General features: G+C 44.2%; 15 protein-coding genes and 1 tRNA gene. 9 read left to right on the forward strand and 7 right to left on the reverse strand.

What is annotated here, in order from left to right:
* The first annotated feature begins 29 nt into the window (after positions 1 to 29).
* Positions 30 to 106 (forward strand) — tRNA-Trp (locus tag OCT63_RS01495).
* A gap of 443 nt (positions 107 to 549) precedes the next feature.
* Positions 550 to 1,386 (forward strand): penicillin-insensitive murein endopeptidase, encoded by an 837-nt coding sequence (gene mepA / locus OCT63_RS01500; RefSeq protein WP_269983158.1) that lies wholly within the window; start codon positions 550 to 552, stop codon positions 1,384 to 1,386.
* Positions 1,387 to 1,658: 272 nt separating this feature from the next.
* Here mepA and OCT63_RS01505 read toward each other — a convergent pair whose 3' ends face one another.
* From OCT63_RS01505 to rdgC, 3 genes are all read right to left on the reverse strand, one after another.
* Complete coding sequence (locus OCT63_RS01505) at positions 1,659 to 1,913, reverse strand: YfhL family 4Fe-4S dicluster ferredoxin (protein WP_017056160.1); 255 nt, start codon at positions 1,911 to 1,913, stop codon at positions 1,659 to 1,661.
* 20 nt (positions 1,914 to 1,933) lie between these two features.
* A complete protein-coding gene (gene trhP / locus OCT63_RS01510; protein ID WP_269983064.1) occupies positions 1,934 to 3,352 on the reverse strand; it encodes a prephenate-dependent tRNA uridine(34) hydroxylase TrhP in 1,419 nt (472 codons plus the stop codon).
* 206 nt (positions 3,353 to 3,558) lie between these two features.
* Complete coding sequence (gene rdgC / locus OCT63_RS01515; protein ID WP_161687153.1) at positions 3,559 to 4,473, reverse strand: recombination-associated protein RdgC; 915 nt, start codon at positions 4,471 to 4,473, stop codon at positions 3,559 to 3,561.
* 194 nt (positions 4,474 to 4,667) lie between these two features.
* Between rdgC and phoB the strand changes: the two genes are divergently transcribed.
* The 3 genes from phoB to OCT63_RS01530 are packed head-to-tail and all read left to right on the forward strand — an operon-like array spanning position 4,668 to position 7,661.
* Positions 4,668 to 5,357 (forward strand): phosphate regulon transcriptional regulator PhoB, encoded by a 690-nt coding sequence (phoB, locus tag OCT63_RS01520; RefSeq protein ID WP_004735064.1) that lies wholly within the window; start codon positions 4,668 to 4,670, stop codon positions 5,355 to 5,357.
* A 31-nt stretch (positions 5,358 to 5,388) separates the two neighbouring features.
* Positions 5,389 to 6,687, forward strand: a complete 1,299-nt coding sequence (gene phoR, locus OCT63_RS01525) for a phosphate regulon sensor histidine kinase PhoR (protein ID WP_161687155.1) — start codon at positions 5,389 to 5,391, stop codon at positions 6,685 to 6,687.
* Positions 6,684 to 7,661 carry a PstS family phosphate ABC transporter substrate-binding protein gene (locus OCT63_RS01530; RefSeq protein ID WP_202603172.1) on the forward strand — a complete coding sequence of 326 codons (978 nt, stop codon included), beginning with the start codon at positions 6,684 to 6,686 and terminating at the stop codon, positions 7,659 to 7,661. Before phoR ends, OCT63_RS01530 begins: the two co-directional genes overlap by 4 nt.
* Before the next feature lie 15 nt (positions 7,662 to 7,676).
* Here OCT63_RS01530 and ppx read toward each other — a convergent pair whose 3' ends face one another.
* A complete protein-coding gene (gene ppx / locus OCT63_RS01535) occupies positions 7,677 to 9,134 on the reverse strand; it encodes an exopolyphosphatase (protein ID WP_237668682.1) in 1,458 nt (485 codons plus the stop codon).
* Positions 9,135 to 9,249: 115 nt separating this feature from the next.
* A complete protein-coding gene (gene ppk1, locus OCT63_RS01540) occupies positions 9,250 to 11,349 on the reverse strand; it encodes a polyphosphate kinase 1 (protein ID WP_060468430.1) in 2,100 nt (699 codons plus the stop codon).
* A 202-nt stretch (positions 11,350 to 11,551) separates the two neighbouring features.
* On the opposite strand from ppk1, the gene OCT63_RS01545 reads away from it, so the two are divergent.
* From OCT63_RS01545 to phoU, 4 genes are all read left to right on the forward strand, one after another.
* Positions 11,552 to 13,783, forward strand: coding sequence for an ABC transporter permease subunit (locus OCT63_RS01545; RefSeq protein WP_060468429.1), 2,232 nt, complete (start codon positions 11,552 to 11,554; stop codon positions 13,781 to 13,783).
* Positions 13,784 to 13,827: 44 nt separating this feature from the next.
* On the forward strand, positions 13,828 to 15,522 hold the full coding sequence (gene pstA / locus OCT63_RS01550; RefSeq protein ID WP_060468428.1) for a phosphate ABC transporter permease PstA: 1,695 nt from the start codon (positions 13,828 to 13,830) through the stop codon (positions 15,520 to 15,522).
* Between the two features lies 1 nt (position 15,523).
* A complete protein-coding gene (gene pstB / locus OCT63_RS01555; protein WP_017056170.1) occupies positions 15,524 to 16,342 on the forward strand; it encodes a phosphate ABC transporter ATP-binding protein PstB in 819 nt (272 codons plus the stop codon).
* A gap of 75 nt (positions 16,343 to 16,417) precedes the next feature.
* The gene (gene phoU, locus OCT63_RS01560; protein WP_060468427.1) at positions 16,418 to 17,116 is read left to right on the forward strand and encodes a phosphate signaling complex protein PhoU; all 699 of its coding nucleotides are present in this window, start codon (positions 16,418 to 16,420) and stop codon (positions 17,114 to 17,116) included.
* Between the two features lie 130 nt (positions 17,117 to 17,246).
* On the opposite strand, the gene OCT63_RS01565 is transcribed toward phoU, so the two are convergent.
* Both OCT63_RS01565 and OCT63_RS01570 read right to left on the reverse strand, forming a co-directional pair.
* Positions 17,247 to 17,996 (reverse strand): copper homeostasis protein CutC, encoded by a 750-nt coding sequence (locus OCT63_RS01565; protein WP_161687301.1) that lies wholly within the window; start codon positions 17,994 to 17,996, stop codon positions 17,247 to 17,249.
* Between the two features lie 315 nt (positions 17,997 to 18,311).
* Complete coding sequence (locus tag OCT63_RS01570; protein ID WP_004740353.1) at positions 18,312 to 18,920, reverse strand: peroxiredoxin C; 609 nt, start codon at positions 18,918 to 18,920, stop codon at positions 18,312 to 18,314.
* Positions 18,921 to 18,975 lie beyond the last annotated feature (55 nt).

An 18,975-nucleotide genomic window follows, 5' to 3' on the forward strand; every position in this document is an offset into this window, starting at 1 on the left:
CAGAGTTTCAGCTCTTTAAAACTGAAAATAGGGGTGTAGCTCCAATTGGCAGAGCAGCGGATTCCAAATCCGCGTGTTGGGAGTTCGAATCTCTCCACCCCTGCCATATTTAAGGCTCTAGTCGAAAGACTGGAGCCTTTTTACTTTTTGGTGCTGAAACATGTCATTAGTAGGGCAGCGGATTCCCCCGATTTACCAAAACAGCGCGTGTTGGGAGTTCGAATCTCTCCACCCCTGCCATATTTAAGGCTCTAGTCGAAAGACTGGAGCCTTTTTACTTTTTGGTGCTGAAACATGTCATTAGCAGAGCAGCGGATTCCCCGATTTACTAAAACAGCGCGTGTTGGGAGTTCGAATCTCTCCACCCCTGCCATATCTAAGGCTCTAGCAGAAATGCTGGAGCCTTTTTCTTTCCATCGTTTCAAAACTCGTTTCCTTCCATTTTCTCATTATAAAATGCCTCTTTTTCGCCAAAAATTACATTCAATACGTATATGTTTTCTGATGACGACTAGTATGAAAAGTAGAGTTCATTCATTTGGAATAGTTATGAGGTTACTTTATACATCGGCTCTTATTTTTTATTCGCTTGCCGTATCGGCAACTCCGTGGGAAAAAGAAAAAAGCCCGACAAGAAATTCAACCTCATCAATAGGAAGTTATGCCAATGGTTGCCTCGATGGCGCACAGGCCCTGCCGATTAACGGGGAGGGTTATCAAATTATTCGCCCTCAGCGAGAGCGCTACTATGGCCATACTGAAGCCATTAAGTTTATTGAAAGGCTAGGTATAATTACAAGCGAGCAACTCAACACCAACTTGTTAGTTGGCGATATTTCACTAACTCGAGGGGGCCGCTTCTCATCTGGTCATTCAAGTCACCAGACTGGGTTGGATATTGATATATGGTTGAGGTTAACCAGTAAGAGGCTTACTAAGAATGAACTTGCTGTCCCTAAGCCTGTGAGCGTTGTGGATCTTACTAACTACAAACTGCGTAAATCTAATTGGACCGATGATCACTTTCAAGTGATTCGCTATGCAGCGAAAGATGAAAAAGTGGTGCGTATTTTTGTTCACCCTGTCATTAAACAGGCCCTTTGTGATCAAGATAGCTCTGATGTTAATGATAGATCTTGGTTAGGTAAAATAAGACCTTGGTGGGGGCATCATTCTCACTTCCATGTTCGTTTAAAGTGCCCGGAAGGCAGTTCAAACTGTATAGCTCAAGCAAGGCCTCCTAAAGGTGATGGTTGTGGGTATGAATTAGCAAGCTGGGCTCCGAAAACTGTGCCAGATCCATCCCAAAAAGTAGCGAAAAAGAAGAAAAGAAAGAAAGTTAAAGTGATGCCTAGTCAGTGTTTGGCTTTAATATCAAATCAGTAATCTGAGTTTGGTCGATTATCTAAGCGTTAATGACGCACTCGTATTTTCGTCTAAGATGTAGGGGAAATGTCACTCGATTATTTGAGTTTATAAACACAGAATGGAATTTGTTACGGATATGAGTCGAGAGTATTTTATCTGATGTCTCTATCTCAGATGAAAATTGACGAGAATAGCTTGAGTATCAGTATGAGAAAGAGGGGGCAAAGTACCTCTGCAAAGTACTGGATAAAAAAGGTTCAACTCAATGATTCAGTTGAACCTTTTATCTGTCAGGTTAAGCCTTGAATGATGACAAACTTTTCAAGTAACTCGTCATCAGTTTCAATATGATTTGGGTCAGTGATAATGCATTTGGTAATGGGGCACACTGATTGACATGTTGGCTTTTCATAGTGACCTTTACACTCAGTACATAAATCTGGATCGATCTCAAAGATTCTGTCGCCCATAGTGATTGCACCATTTGGGCATTCTGGGTCACACATATCGCAGTTGATGCACTTGTCAGTTATTAGTAGAGCCATCTATCTTTCCAAAATAAACGTTATTTATCTGATGCGTTACGCGTATCTTGGCCTTTGTTCAAGTTGCGCATTAACAAACCGTACTGTAGGTCTAAATCTGTTGGTACAGGGATAAATACAAAGTGACCGTTGCCTTTCGCATCGTCTACAGCTTCAGATTTACGATTTTCCATGACTTCTAATTTGAAGACAACGTTACCTTTCGGTGTCATCATCTCTAAGCTATCGCCTAATAGGAATTTATTCTTCACTTCTACTTCCGCTAGGTCACCACGGCGCTTACCTGTGAACTCACCTACGAATTGTTGAGTATCAGAGATAGAGTAACCGTACTCGTAGTTCTGGTATGTGTCGTGTGTATGACGGCGTAGGAAGCCCTCAGTGTAGCCACGGTGAGCTAGGCTCTCTAGCGTGCCCATTAGGCTTTCATCAAATGGTTTGCCTGCTACAGCATCGTCGATAGCTTTACGGTAAACCTGTGCTGTACGTGCACAGTAGTAGAAAGACTTAGTACGGCCTTCGATTTTAAGCGAGTGAACACCCATCTTCGTTAGTCGCTCAACGTGTTGGATTGCACGAAGGTCTTTCGAGTTCATGATGTAAGTACCATGCTCATCTTCAAACGCGGCCATTTTTTCTTCTGGCTTGTGTGACTCAGAAAGTAACACAACTTCATCCGTTGGTTTACCAAGGCCTAGTGTGTTGTCTGGACGCTCATCTTGAACTTCAATGTCTTGCGTTTCTACTTCTTGAATAGCAACACCTGTAGGATTTACTTCAACGATCTGACCGTTTTCGTCTTCTTTCGCAGCTTCTGTCTTGTATTCCCAACGACAAGCGTTCGTGCAAGTACCTTGGTTTGGGTCGCGCTTGTTCATGTAACCAGAAAGCAGGCATCTACCAGAGTACGCCATGCAAAGTGCACCGTGTACAAAAATCTCCAACTCAGTTTCTGGGCAGTGTTCGCGAATCTCTTCGATCTCTTCAAGAGATAGCTCACGAGATAGGATCACACGCTCAACGCCTTGAGTTGACCAGAACTTAACGGTTGCCCAGTTTACTGCGTTTGCTTGAACAGAAAGGTGGATTGGCATCTCAGGGAATGCTTCACGAACCATCATGATAAGGCCAGGATCCGACATAATAAGCGCATCTGGGCCCATCTCAACAATTGGCTTAAGGTCGCGAATGAACGTTTTTAATTTAGAGTTGTGAGGCTGAATGTTACATACAACATATAACTTTTTGCCTTGAGCATGAGCTTCATCGATACCGATTTGTAGGTTTTCGTGATTGAACTCGTTGTTACGAACGCGAAGGCTGTAACGTGGCTGGCCTGCGTATACAGCATCAGCGCCGTAAGCGAATGCGTAACGCATGTTTTTGAGGCTTCCTGCCGGTGATAATAGTTCCGGTACAAATGGTTTTTGTGTCGTCATTGCTTCGTTCTCTAGTCTGATCTCAAGTCAGGTTGATACCACCAAGTGATATCAAAGGGGCGCAAATTTTACGCTAAAATGAGTTGGGTTGATAGCCCTAAAGATAACAATGGTATTAAGAAGAGAGCGGAGCTGGAGGAAATGCGGCAAGGTAGCTGTGAATTAAGCTCAGGTGCTGTTGACACCTGGGCTTCAAATTTCATGAATTAAGCGTTAGGTTGAGTTAACCCGCCGAGTGACTCGAATAGATTTGGAAGGAACACGCTGAACTCGCCACACAGTAGTGAGAAGTCTGCATCAAAGCGCGCTGCTTGATCTTCGCGAGGAATGTCGTCGTTCTCATCTTTTAGTTCGTCACTGAATTTCAGGCGCTTGATGCTGCCATCTTCAGCAAGAATGAACTCAATGCGATCTTGCCAGTTGATCAGAAGCTTAGTGACCACTTTGTTGGCTTCGATGTGGTTTTTAATCTCATCAGCTTCTAGTTCTTGTTTCTTAACACGAACGATACCGCCGTCTTCTTGGATTGATTTAAGCTCTGCTTCATCGAGCATAGTGATACCTTTAGGCGTATCACCAGATTTCACCCACTCTGTCAGAGTCGTTTCAATCGCTTGCTCTGGAATAGCAGGCACTACTGGCAAGCTACCCATAGTTTTACGTAGTAATGCTAGTACGTCTTCTGCTTTTTTGTAGCTGCTCGCATCAACGACAATGAAACCCTCTTTTGGCATGATCAGCGCGTAAGTGAAATTACTGCGGCTGAATGCACGAGGAAGCAGATCAATGATGATGTCTTCTTTTAGACTGTCTTTCTCTTTCTTTTTAAGAGGTGTTCCCGATTCTGCCTCAAGCGTTTCTACTTTTGCGTTCAGTGACTCTTTGATCACAGAAGCAGGTAGCATTTTCTCTTCTTTCTTTGCACAGATTAGAATGCGGTTTTCTGAGACGTGCGTCATCATATCGCCATGTTTGCCCATTGCGTGTACCCAACCAAATTTCTGTTTGTCTTGGCTACCACAAGGAGTAAAGCGGAATTCTTCAAGTTGTTTCTCTAGCTGATCTGCATTGAAATCAATATCACGGTTGAAGCGATAGACTAGGCAATTTTTAAACCACATAAATATTTCTCATACCTTTTTAGAAGTGCCTCATGATATGAGATCTAATTCGATTTGTCCTTAGCTCTGTATCAAAACTTACAAAGTGAAATGTTTGAGACAGTTATATGAAAATTTGTTTTCAAAGGTCACAAAAGTGTCATAATTAACTCAGATAATGCAATGCGTTGATTACTTATAAAGGCTATTCAATTATGTCGAGAAGGATTCTGGTCGTTGAAGATGAAGCACCAATTCGTGAGATGTTGTGTTTCGTGCTTGAACAAAAAGGCTACCAAGCAGTAGAGGCTGAAGATTACGATACAGCGGTAAACAAGCTATGTGAACCTTTCCCAGATCTAGTGTTACTAGATTGGATGCTACCTGGTGGTAGCGGGATAAACTTTATCAAGCATATGAAGCGTGAAGAGTTAACTCGCAACATCCCTGTGGTGATGCTGACAGCTCGTGGTGAAGAAGAAGATAAAGTTCGTGGCTTAGAAGTTGGCGCTGACGATTACATTACCAAACCATTTTCACCAAAAGAGTTAGTAGCTCGCCTGAAAGCGGTTATTCGCCGTGTAACACCAACCGCACTGGAAGATGTGATTGATGTACAAGGTCTTAAACTAGACCCAGTCTCGCATCGCGTTACAGCAAGCGAAGGTCCCGTTGATATGGGACCGACAGAATTTAAAATGTTGCACTTCTTTATGACGCACCAAGAGCGTGTATACAGCCGAGAGCAGCTACTTAACAACGTTTGGGGTACGAATGTTTACGTTGAAGACCGCACCGTTGATGTGCATATTCGACGCCTACGTAAAGCGCTTGAATCGGCAGGTCACGATAAGCTAATTCAAACGGTTCGCGGCGCGGGTTACCGTTTTTCTACAAAAGCTTAATGTGGCTTCGCTGCAGTCTACGGAGTCCTGAATGGTTGAAAAGTTAACCTGGAAAAAGCTGGTTTGGGAACTGGTTTTTTTTTACGCACCATGGTTTTTAGTCGGATGGGTATTCGGTTATTTACCTTGGTTACTGCTGGCTGCTACGGTATTGCAGCTCGGCTGGCATCTACACAATCAAATGCGTTTGTCCGCATGGTTGTGGGATGAGAAGCGTCTAACACCACCTTCAGGTTCAGGAAACTGGGAATCTCTGTTTAACGGTATTTACCGTATGCAACAGAGACAGCGTCGTAAAAGAAAAGAGCTGACCAACCTGATCCGCCGTTTTCGAAACGGTGCTGAATCTTTACCCGATGCCGTTGTGGTGTTTCGCGGTGAAGGGAATATTGTTTGGTGTAACAAGCTCGCTCAATATTTGTTGGGCTTTCGTTGGCCGGACGATTCTGGGCAACCGATCTCGAATCTGATTCGTACGCCAGACTTTATTAAATATCTGAACAAGCAAGATTTCTCTGAGCCATTAGAGATGCCTTCGCCTCTGAACGTGGAGCGTATGCTTGAGTTACGTATTGTGCCTTATACCGAGGGTGAACACCTGATGGTGGTGCGTGATGTGACTCAACTAAAACAGCTAGAAGGCATGCGTCGTAACTTCTTTGCTAACGTTTCTCACGAATTGCGCACTCCAATGACCGTACTTCAAGGTTATCTTGAAATGACGGAAGATCCAGACATGATCGTCGGCCCGATGTGGACCAAGGCGCATGGTGTGATGACAGAACAATTGAATCGCATGAACAGTTTGGTGAACCAACTACTGACTCTTTCAAAAATAGAAGCGGCGCCAATGCACGAGCTAGACGAAGTAGTCAATGTACCGGCGATGCTCGAAGTTCTTGAAAAAGAAGCGGCGAGCTTAAGTGGTGACTGTGGGCACAAACTTGAGTTTGATATCGATACGAGTTTACGAGTATTAGCCGATGAAGACCAGTTGAGAAGTGCGATATCGAATCTGGTTTATAACGCGGTGAAATACACACCACCGGGCGCTACGGTTAGGGTTCGTTGGTACCAGACCAGTCAAGGCGCGTGTTTGGATGTGTCAGACACTGGAGATGGTATTGAACCTCAACACTTACATAGACTGACAGAGCGCTTTTATCGGGTCGATAAGGCGCGTTCACGTGATACCGGCGGCAGTGGTTTAGGGCTCGCTATCGTTAAGCATGCGCTAAGTCATCATGATTCCCATTTAGAAATTCAAAGTGAAGTGGGTGTTGGTAGCCGTTTCCATTTCACGTTACCAAACCGACTAACTGTATCATGATTGCTTTAGTACGCAGGGTGCGTTTCTTAGCCAGTTCGTTGTTAGCATTTGCTTTGGTTCACACTGCTTATGCGGAACAGAGCGTCAAGCCTCTTCCCGATTATTCCAAGGTTCCAGGTATTTCGGGAAGTTTGTTGTCGGTAGGTTCAGATACCTTAGCGGGCATGACAACGTTGTGGGTTGAAGAGTTCAAATCTTACTATCCGAACGTGAATGCTCAGGTCCAAGCTTCTGGCTCGGCTACGGCCCCTCCAGCTTTAACAGAAGGTACAGCTCACCTTGGACCAATGAGTCGTCCGATGCGCTTACGAGAAATTGAAGCGTTCGAAAGAGAGCATGGCTATAAGCCTACCGCGCTCAGAGTCGCTATCGATGCGATTGGCGTGTTCGTACACAAAGATAACCCGATCAAAGGGCTCAACTTCCGTCAGGTAGATGGCATTTTCTCGGAGACTTTACGCTGCGGTGGTGTTAGGAATATCGAAAATTGGCGAGAGTTAGGTATTAAACAACCTTGGGCAAAGCATCGCTTCCAACTGTTTGGGCGAAACTCGGTGTCTGGTACTTATGGTTACTTTAAGCAGAATGCTTTGTGTGGCGGTGATTTCAAGAATCGAGTCAATGAGCAGCCGGGTTCAGCTTCTGTTGTTCAATCTGTTGCTTTGTCGATCAGCGGCATTGGATACACAGGCATTGGCTATCGTGTTGCGGGTGTGAGACAGGTGCCTGTGGTTAAGACGGGTGATCAATATGTACACGCAACAAGAGAAAACATCCTAAGTGGCGCTTATCCGCTTTCGCGTTTCTTGTATGTTTACGTGAACAAACATCCAAACAAGCCGCTTTCTCCAGTCGAGCAAGAGTTCTTAACCTTTATCTTTTCTAAACAGGGTCAAGAGTTGGTGGAAAAAGACGGCTATGTTTCAATCCCTCACGAGTACGCTCAACAAGAACTCGCAAAAGTAGGGCTTTGATCTCCCGATTGGCAATTACGCTTTTTGATTATCATCGAAGCTTAGTTGCCATTCAGCATTACTCCACAGTTCCTGTTCTGCGGCTAAGTCCGCCGCTAATAACTTATTCTCATCAAGCCAAGCATCGTCTGCACCACAAACCTTCCAATGATCTTTCTCGATGACCTCAATGCGTGTTTCTAGGCGTGGAGAGTCGTTGCGTTGACCATTGAGAATGATGGATAGACGTAATATGCGAATTAAGCTGATCAAGTGCTTACTCTTAAACAAATTCAGTTCAGGCATGTCTTGAAGCTTAAGGGCTTTGCGCTGGAAGCGAGCTAATATCGACATGACCATTTGTTGCTCGCTGTTAAAGCCTGGCATATTGGTATGCTCAAGAAGATACGCAGAGTGCTTATGGAAGCCTGAGAAGCTGATACTCAGTCCGACCTCGTGTAATAGAGCACTCCATTCGAGGAGTTCAAAAAGCTGACTTTTTTTCTTAATGCACAGTTCATCGCAGAGCTGATGTAAGAACTCGCTGGCTTGCTCTTTTACGCGAGTTGCGTGATCGAAGTCAACGGAGTGCTTGGCTGCTAGGTTTTCTGTAGTTCGCATGCGAATGTCCGAACGCTGAAAGCGATCTTCCATCTCATAGAGCAAGCCTTCACGAAGCGCACCGTCTGAAAAGTGCATCTCTTTGACTGAAAGAGCCATGAATATCGCAGTGAGAATAGCTACTCCGCCAGCAAAGACGGGTTGGCGCTCTTCAGCCAATCCTTTGAGTTTTATCTCTTCAATACTGTCGTTTTCACACAACACATCAATTAAATGGCCTAATCGTTTTTCAGTGATAATGGCATCTTCATAGCCCATTCCGACTAAGGCTTCTTTGATTGCTTTGATGGTTCCTGAAGAGCCAAGAGCGGCATCCCAGCCTTTCTTTTTATATTTAGCGGCAAGAGGTTCTAGGCGTTGTTGAGCCGCAATGATGGCCTTGGAGAAGTTCTTGCGGGAGAGTTTTCCATTCGAAAAGTATCGTTGAGTGAAGCTTACGCAGCCCATCTGTTTGCTGTTGACGAGCTTCGCTTCAAACCCTTGACCGATAATCAACTCAGTACTGCCGCCGCCAATATCAATGACTAACTTGGAGTCTGACTCTGGCTGTGTGTGAGCTACGCCTAAATAGATAAGTCGCGCTTCTTCTTCCCCGGGAATTACTTCGATAGGAAAAGGAAGCACCTCACGAGCACGCTGGATAAAAATATGAGCGTTGTTTGCTTGGCGGAGTGTGTGGGTGGCAGCAATACGAACGTTTTCGACTTCAAAGCCTTGTAAGCGCTCGGCAAACATAGCGAGACACTCTAAACCACGCTCGATGGCTGCATTGCTTAGGTTTGATTGGTCATCGAGGCCAGAGCCAAGTCTGACTCTTTGCTTATGTCGGCTGACAAGTTGCAATTCTTGCCCTATGACTTTAGCCACAACCATGTGAAAGCTATTAGAGCCTAAATCGATGGCTGCAACGTGTTTGATAGGTGGTGGGGATACCGCCTCAAGTGAGCCGGTATTACTGGATTCTTCTGGCGTATTGGCCTTGGTTTTTTTAGCTTGGCTCATCGTGAGATTGTTGTTCCCTAGCTTTTCGAGTCTGTTTCTCTACCTGCTTGAGGTAATCATAGATGGCGACTTGTGAGCGGCGTTTTTTACGGTTACCACGAGGGACGTAAGCGTTGCTCATCTCTTTGTCTATCCACCTTGCTTTAACTGTATCGGTAAAATGAATATTTACAATGTCGATGATGCGTTGTTTCAAACGTTCATCACGGATCGGCGCTGCGACTTCAATACGGTGGTCGATGTTTCGTGTCATCCAATCCGCCGATGAGATGAACACCTTAGGGTCGCCATCGTTATGTGTAATCAAAACGCGTGGGTGCTCTAGGAATCGGTCGATGATACTGATGATTTCAATGTTCTCGCTGATGCCTTCTACTCCCGGAACCAGTGAGCACATACCTCGTATGATCATACGAATTTTGACTCCAGCATTGCTTGCACCATAAAGTTTGTTGATCAGCCCTTTGTCGACTAAGTTGTTCACCTTCAATGTGATTTCTGCTTTCTTGCCGGACTTGGCATTGGCAGTTTCTGTATCGATAAGACGGTAAAGTTTTTTACGTGAATTACGTGGCGACACAATTAAGTGGTCAAACTTTACAGGGCGGTAAGGGTTCTCAATATACCCAAAGACATTACGCACCTCGTTAGTTAGCTCTTGATCGGCGGTGAGCAGTGAGAAGTCTGTGTAAATTCTTGCTGTCTTTTCATGGAAGTTACCCGTACCGATATGCGCGTAATAAGTGATTTCTTCACCTTCTCGGCGGCTGATAAGAAGTAACTTAGAGTGGATCTTCAAACCTGTAGCACCAAAGATTACGTGAACGCCAGCGTCAGTTAGAATTTTTGACCATTCGATATTGGCTTCCTCATCGAATCGAGCTTGAAGTTCAACCACCACAGTTACGTTTTTGCCATTGTGAACCGCATCAATCAACGAGTTCATTAACTGAGAGTTTTTTGCTACACGATAGATGTTGATCTTGATACCGATGACTTTTGGATCAAATGAAGCCTGACGAACCAACTCAGCTATGTGATCAAAGGTATGGTATGGATAGTTTAACAAGATGTCTTGATTCTTGATGGCATCAAAACTGTTATCAAACCCATCAAAGTCGGCGCATGACATAGGTGGTAACGGCTTGTTTTCTAAGTATTCACGACCAACATTCGGGAAACCAATGAAATCTTTAAAATTATGGTAACGACCACCAGGAATCAGGTTGTCGTAGTTAGAGATCCCTAATTTTCCACACAAGAAATCCAGCATATTTTTCGGCATTGTGTGTTCGTAAACAAAACGCACAGGCATTGCACTGAGCCTTTGAGCGACACCTTCCGACATTTGCTCTAGCAAACTATGTTCGACTTCATGACTAAGATCGTATTCGGCATCACGTGTCATTTTCATCGCGTGACAGTTGAGTTGATCGTATTCAAAAAAGCCTTTAAATAGGTCATCAATGCAGTATCGGATGATATTATCAAGTAAGATGATCGTCTTGCGGCGCTTTCCTTTCTGCTCTGGAACCATGACAAAGCGCGGAAGGTGATCGGTCGGTATCTCTATGACGGCGTATTTGGATTGCTGCTCTTTTTGAAGTTCGACGGTCAGGTAGGCATATTCATCTTTTAAGAATTGAAGCACATTAATCTCGTCGGTCATCAAAAGGGGAGTAATGTGTGGAAGTACTTCTTTCTTAAAGTATTTTCTTATCCATTTCTTTTGAGGGTCATTCAGTTGCGTCTCGTTGACCAAGAAAATTCGTCGCCTTGCCATCTCTAGAATAAGCTCATTGTAGAGTTCATCAAAACGCTGGTTTAGCTTAAACGCTTTGGTTTGCATCTTGGTAAGCAAATGCTTTGAGTTATCGTGGATCCCACGTTCTTGGTTGATCAAAATACGACGTTTAACGTCAGAGAATCGAACTTTGTAAAACTCGTCTAGGTTATTAGAAAAGATCCCAAGAAATCGCACTCTTTCGATAAGAGGCACCGTTTTGTCCGCTGATTCTTGTAAAACTCTCTCGTTAAAGGAGAGCCAACTGAGTTCTTTTTCTATATAGAGTTTTTCAGCGTTCATAATCCATCCTAGACATCTTAAAGAGTGTGAGATTACTCAAATTGTAAAAATGAGCAGAGTATGCTGTTTTTGTTACGGTATTATTTCACTCTACAGTTTCAACAAAACTTACTATTCTTTTCAGTTGTTTAATGTGAGTTGTAATATAATTGTCATGTAAACGAAATATTATGATATTAGCTCAAAAAAGGTAGATAGACAGATGACCGCAGCCGAAATTTCATTGAAAAAACGAGATAAAAAAAGATGGTTGAAAGACCGTCTTATGCGTTTTGCAGTGACGTTAGGTGGTGTTAGCGTATTGGCGGCACTGGTTCTTATCTTTATTTACCTAGCGATGGTTATTCTTCCTATCTTTGCTGACTCAAGTTTAGAGACAGATCAAAAAGTCCAACCTGTGATAGTGCAAGATCCAATTACAATGACGATCGATGAATATGGTCAACATGCTTTAGTGATCGATCGCGATGGTTCGGTAGATTATTGGACTCTTGATAATACTCAATCGACTCCATACTTCTCAGCGTCAATTATTGAAGACTCGGTTGCGTTTGCTCGAAGCGCGCCCTCAGACAATTGGTTCGCCTTTGCTAATCGCCAAGGCCAAGTGCAGTTGTTTCAGCCGAAGTTCTTAAAGCCTCTTGCCGTAAGAAAAGGTCAAGCTGATAGCCCTCGCATCAACTACCTTCAACTCAACGGTAAACCGTTTGAATTTTTAGATGACATCGCTTTGAGTAGTGGCTTGAGCGTTGAAAAGCTAACATTTGCGACCGACAATAGTCTTCTGACGCTGGTGGCTCAGCTGTCCAATAACCGCATTCTAATAAAATGGTACCAAGCGTCATTGACTGGTGAGTATTCAGAGGTCAACTCACAATGGTTATCTAAAGAGTTTGGACTGCAAGACCAGCTTTTAATGACGCCTAACGGGCACACTCTATACCTTCGAAACGCCTCTGATCTTACGATTTTAACCACGGGAGCGAACGAGTTCTCGGTTAGGGAAGTGATCGACTTAAGTTTAGGTGATGAGCTGCATTCCGTTAAGAGTATTGACTTGTTGTCCGGTGCTTATTCTCTGCTCGTGAGTCATTTTGATGGGCGAGTCTCTCAATGGTTTGATGTATTGAGCAATGAGCAGCGTAACTTGACTCACATTCGAGACTTTAAGCTGCCTTCAGAGGTTCAATTCTTACTGCCTGATACGTATCGCAAAGGCTTTTACAGTTTCTATCAGAATGGCACGATTCAAAGCCACTATACGACCAGTGAAAAGTTATCTCTGTTTGAGAAAGCTTATAAGAAGTCGCCACAACTCGCGGCCATGTCTGCGAATGAACTTCACCTCGCGACACTGAGTGATGGCGTTATTAGTCTTGCTTTAGTCGATAATCCATACCCAGAGATATCTTTTTCATCGTTATGGCAAAAGGTTTGGTACGAGAGCTACCCAGAGCCTCAATATGTGTGGCAGTCCACTTCGGCAAATGATGATTTTGAAGGGAAATTCAGCTTAGTTCCTCTGACTTTTGGCACACTTAAGGCCGCACTGTTTGCGATGATGTTCGCGGTGCCTATTGCGGTACTTGGCGCTATTTACACCGCTTACTTTATGACTCCAAAGATGCGTCGAGTGGTAAAACCTTCGATTGAATTAATGGAAGCATTGCCGACAGTTATCATCGGGTTTGTAGCGGGTTTGTGGTTTGCTCCTATCGTGGAAACGCATTTAACTGCTATTGTCTCACTGTTATTGGTGCTACCTCTTAGCACGTTGGTTGTTGGTTTAATTTGGTACTGCTTACCACACGATTGGGTGAGCCGTTTTCCTAATGGTTGGCATGCACTGATTCTGGTTCCTGTTTTGATTGTGACCACTGTGATCGTGCTTAACTTGGGTGGGAAAATTGAATCGTTGTTGTTTGCTGGTGATATCAAGCTCTTTTTAAACCACCATGGGATCGATTTTGACCAACGTAACGCTCTTGTGATTGGGTTCGCGATGGGCTTCGCTGTTATCCCAACCATTTTCACTATCGCAGAAGACGCTATTTTCTCGGTGCCTAAGCACTTGTCGGATGGTTCTTTGGCGCTAGGCGCCACACCTTGGCAAACCCTTATTTATGTTGTGCTGCTTACTGCAAGTCCCGGAATTTTCTCTGCAATCATGATGGGGTTGGGTAGAGCGGTTGGTGAGACCATGATCGTGCTGATGGCGACCGGTAATACGCCTATCATGGATTGGAATATTCTTGAGGGGATGCGAACGCTATCTGCGACGATTGCTGTTGAGCTTCCTGAATCAGAGGTTGGCAGCCCTCACTTTAGATTGTTGTTCCTAGCTGCGTTACTTCTATTCGTCTTTACCTTCGCCGTGAACTCGATTGCGGAATGGGTAAGACAAAGGCTGCGAGATAAATACCGTGCTTTATAATTTTTATCAGAATCGTCAATCGCAACCAGTAAGAGAGCTTCTTCATGTTTAAGTGGATTAAATCGGGATCTCCTTGGATATGGTTAACTGGTGGTGCCGTTAGTATTAGTATGCTGTCGGTACTTGGCCTGATCTTATTTATTGGCTGGAAAGGGTTAACCTATTTCTGGCCTGCGCCCCTGTACCAATGGCAAGTGAATGAAACAGAAAGTCTTGCAAATGTGCCATTTCAGCATCAAGAGATGGCAAAGAACCGTTTAATCGGTCAACTCTATGATCGTAAATACATTCCGGTTGAACAACTGTCGAATGTGCAAGATAAGAAGTTGCCGCAAGAGATTATTGATAAAGGGGCAGTTCGACGTCTTAGTATCAAAATTGCTAACCGCGAACTGTACCCTGCGGATTTCGTATCTATTCTTGAGGTGAACCTTAAAGAACCAACCACACCAGAAGAGTGGGCTGTGATCGAGCGTAGCCGCGGTGGGTACTTCTTCGGAAAGCCGGTTGGCTTTAGGAGTGCTGACGGTGTTCTAACCGATGATATCGAGAAAGAACTGGTTGAAGGCTTAACTCACGCCGACACGCTGCGTGATGAAATTAAAAAGATCGTTAACCAAACAGTCCGCACAACAAGTTGGGCGTTAGAGCAATTACGTTTAGAAAAGCGTAAAAAAGAGCTCAATGACAACCTGTCAGATACAGAGCGACAAGAGCTCGAGTCTAAACGTTTGGCTTTAAGAAGTGAACTCGCCTCGGGAGAATATCAACTCGATTCTTTAAGACAACAGCTCAACCTCGATACTCTGATGGTTGAAGATATGACGGGCAAAGTTGTTGAGATTCCGCTGAGTGAGATCTTAGACTTTTGGTTCCCAAATCAGATGACCTACCCAGAGAAAGTGCTGCATTGGTGTGAGCAGGTCTGGAAGTTCTTATCTGAAAAACCTAGGGAGTCCAATTCTGAAGGGGGGGTGTTCCCTGCGATTTTCGGTACGGTACTTTTAGTGCTGATCATGTCGATTGTCGTTATGCCACTTGGTGTCATTGCCGCGATTTATCTAAATGAATACGCAAAAAACAATGCGCTAACTCGCTTGATTCGCATTGCGGTTATTAACTTAGCGGGTGTGCCATCCATCGTTTATGGTGTATTTGGTTTAGGCTTTTTTGTTTACACCATTGGTGGTTCTATAGATTCGTTGTTCTACGCGGAGCGTTTACCAGCGCCGACATTTGGTACACCAGGCTTGTTGTGGTCAGCATTGACTCTGGCTGTGTTAACATTACCTGTAGTGATTGTGACCGCGGAGGAAGGGTTAACGCGAATCCCGAGTTCTGTGAGGCATGGTTCTCTCGCTTTGGGGGCAACCCCGTCTGAAACCTTGTGGCGTATCGTTTTACCGATGGCGAGCCCTGCGATTATTACCGGGCTTATTCTGGCTGTAGCACGTGCTGCGGGAGAAGTGGCGCCATTAATGCTAGTGGGTGTGGTGAAATTAGCGTCGAGCTTACCGGTCGATGCTCAGTTCCCATATGTGCATCTCGACAGAAAATTTATGCATTTGGGCTTTCACATTTATGATGTGGGTTTTCAAACCTCAAACATAGAAGCGGCAAGACCCCTAGTTTATGCGACATCATTTTTGTTGGTTACTGTGATTGTTGGGTTGAACCTGACCGCGATTAATATTCGAAATAACTTGCGTGAAAAGTACCGAACCTTAGGACAAGATTAAGATGTTCTCAATTAATGAAACCTTGGGTTATCAAGCACCTTTAGATGTGCACAACCTAACTGAAGAGCAAACAGCCATCTCGATTGAAGGGCTGAACCTATACTACAAAGAAGCGCAGGCACTTGATGATATCTCGATGACAATACCTAAAGGGCAGGTGACGGCTTTTATCGGTCCTTCGGGTTGTGGAAAGTCGACACTGCTTCGCTGTATTAACCGTATGAACGATCTTGTTGAAGGCTGCAAAGTCTCCGGCAAAGTGAAGTTGTACGGAAACAATGTTTATCATCCTAAGGTTGATGTAGCGACCTTAAGACGTCGTGTTGGTATGGTATTTCAACGCCCGAATCCTTTCCCTAAATCCATCTATGAGAATGTGGTTTATGGGTTGAGGCTGCAAGGTCTGAGTAATAGTCGTGATCTTGATGATGCGGTTGAGCGTTCATTACGCGCAGCGGCGTTATGGGATGAAGTAAAAGATCGTTTGCATGAGAATGCCTTTGGTTTATCTGGCGGCCAACAGCAACGATTAGTTATTGCTCGAGCGGTTGCGATTGAACCGGAAGTACTTTTGCTAGATGAGCCAACATCGGCCTTGGATCCAATTTCTACTTTGACTATTGAAGAGTTAATCAACGAGCTAAAAACACAATATACCGTGGTCATCGTGACTCATAACATGCAACAGGCTGCTCGTGTTAGTGACCATACTGCTTTCATTCATATGGGGAAATTGATCGAGTACTCAGATACGGACTCAATATTTACGTCGCCATTGAAAAATCAAACAGAAGACTACATTACAGGTAGGTACGGTTAACTTTTGAGTTGGTGCCACCTAGAGTTAAACCACTCTATATAAACGGTTTGATTTATTTCTTTGCAAGGAGCTGATATGCATTTCGGTCGCCACATTTCAGGGCAATTTAACGTCGAATTAGAGTCGATCCGTACTCACGTACTCACCATGGGTGGGCTCGTGGAACAGCAACTTTCATTTGCAATGCAAGCGCTTCACAGAGATGACGTTGAACTGGCTAAGAAAGTGATTCGTGACGATCATAAAGTGAATGCGATGGAAGTGTCTATCGATGAGGCATGCACCCGTATTATTGCTAAGCGTCAGCCCACCGCAAAAGACCTTCGTTTGATTATGGCGATCATCAAAACGATTACTGATTTGGAAAGAATTGGTGATGTCGCTTCTAAAATAGCGCAAGGCGCGATAGAGGCCCCCTCAGCCAAAGACCAGAAGTTTCATGTTTCTTTAGAGCCTCTTTGTCGTCAAGCGATAACTATGCTCCATCAGGTATTGGATGCATTTGCACGTATGGATGTTGATGCCGCGGCTGAAGTACATAAGCTTGATGATAAGCTAGACGCTGAATACGAAGCTGTAATTCGTCAGCTAATGACTTACATGATGGAAGAGCCGAAGAATATACCTATTATCTTACAGGTTATGTGGTCAGCTCGTGCTATTGAACGAGTGGGCGACCGTTGCCAAAATATTTGCGAATATATTATCTATTTTGTTAAGGGAAAAGATGTTCGACATCTAGGTGAACAAAGCCTAGATGACGCACTAAAATAGATTGAACTCGTCTCTTCGAAAAGTGCTTCCCATACGACTTAAACCGACAGTTGGCAGTGACCGTACTGAACTTAATATGGCATGAGTGAGATTCGGCAATTTGGTACTCTTCGACTTATGTTAGTGGTTATTACTCTTTAATCGTTAAAGCGACCCTCACATCAAATACCTTGTTGGCGTCAGTGACAGGAATCTGGTAATCATCAATATCATCACTCCCCATTTGAGCGGACGAGCCGTTTTCCATTCGGCTAGCTCTTGTGGATTTCCCTGAAAGGTGAAGTGCGGGTACTTGGGTGGTGCTTTGAATCACTTTAGCGTTAGTCGCGTTTACGCCAGCGCCTGCCATGATATCGATTCTACCATTCGCTTGTGTGACCATGTCTGCCAATACATTGACTCCCTGCTCGGCATTAACAGCAAGCCCGGATGTTAGGACTCTTTCACATCCAAGTGAAATAATTTGTTCTAACGCCGTTTGGTAATCAGAGCTATTATCAATGGCTCTGTGGAAAGTGATTCCTAGTTCTAAGGAGTGTGCTTTGTCTGCCAGTTGCTGCATTTTCGGCATATCAATACTTCCGTTAGGCATTAATACTCCTAGCACCACTCCATTCAATCCTGCTTTAGAGCTCGCTTCAATGTCTTCCAACATGCAGAGCATATCGTCGTCATCGAAAATGAAGTCGCCCTGTCGTGGGCGTATCATAGCGTATACCGGAACCGATGAAATCTGAGCGGCTTGCTTCATCATTCCAAAGCTCGGCGTTAGTCCACCTAAAGCGAGTGAGGAGCAAAGCTCAATTCGATTTGCTCCGCCAGACAAGGCATTGTGTAAGGATTCTAAGTTATCAATACACACTTCAATTTCAGTGTTCATCATATTTATCCGTTCAAAAAGATATTGATCAAATAATAGCAATCTAGATGCGATTTTGAATAGATGGTAACAGAGGAAAATAGGGGTAAAGTTTGGTCTTGCGGTTACCTCAATTCATGGCTAGGTAAATGGCGTGGGATCATTGATGTTGGATAGAGGAAAACAAAAAGCCCGAAGCGTTAACTTCGGGCTTTGAATAAGACTTTACTTCTTAACTGATTGGCGGTGCGCTTTGCGCTATTAGCTTATGCTTATTTCTCTTTAAAGAGATTCATCCAACCATTAACCCGTGTTGAGTTCGGGCTTAAGAGGTAATTACTTGCTTAGGTCGTCAGCGTGCTCAGATAGGAATGCTGCAACACCTTTTGGAGATGCGTCCATACCTGATTTACCTTCTTCCCATTGTGCAGGACAAACTTCACCGTTCTTCTCGTGGAAGTTTAGTGCGTCTACCATGCGTAGCATTTCGTCGATGTTACGACCTAGCGGAAGATCGTTAACTACTTGGTGACGTACAAGACCGTCAGCATCGATTAGGAAAGAACCACGGAAAGCAACACCTGCTTCTGGGTGCTCAACATCGTATGCTTTGCAGATTTCGTGCTTAACGTCAGCAACTAGAGGGTATTTAACTTGACCGATACCGCCGTCAGCGATAGCGGTGTTACGCCATGCGTTGTGAGAGAATTGTGAATCGATAGAAACACCGATTACTTCAACGCCTTTAGCTTGGAAATCTTCTAGACGGTTGTCGAAAGCGATTAGCTCTGAAGGACAAACGAAAGTGAAGTCTAGTGGGTAGAAGAAAACTACCGCTTTCTTACCTTTAGTGAATTCTGCGAAGTTGAAGTTATCAACGATCTCACCGTTACCTAGAACAGCTGCTGCAGTAAAGTCAGGGGCTTGACGACCTACTAGTACCATTTGGAATCTCCTAAAAATTAGTTGGCCCAACACATCTTTGTTTGGGCTCCGTTTC

Origin of the sequence: Vibrio sp. RW, from assembly GCF_027587105.1 — a bacterium.
Classification (GTDB): Bacteria; Pseudomonadota; Gammaproteobacteria; order Enterobacterales; family Vibrionaceae; genus Vibrio; species Vibrio toranzoniae.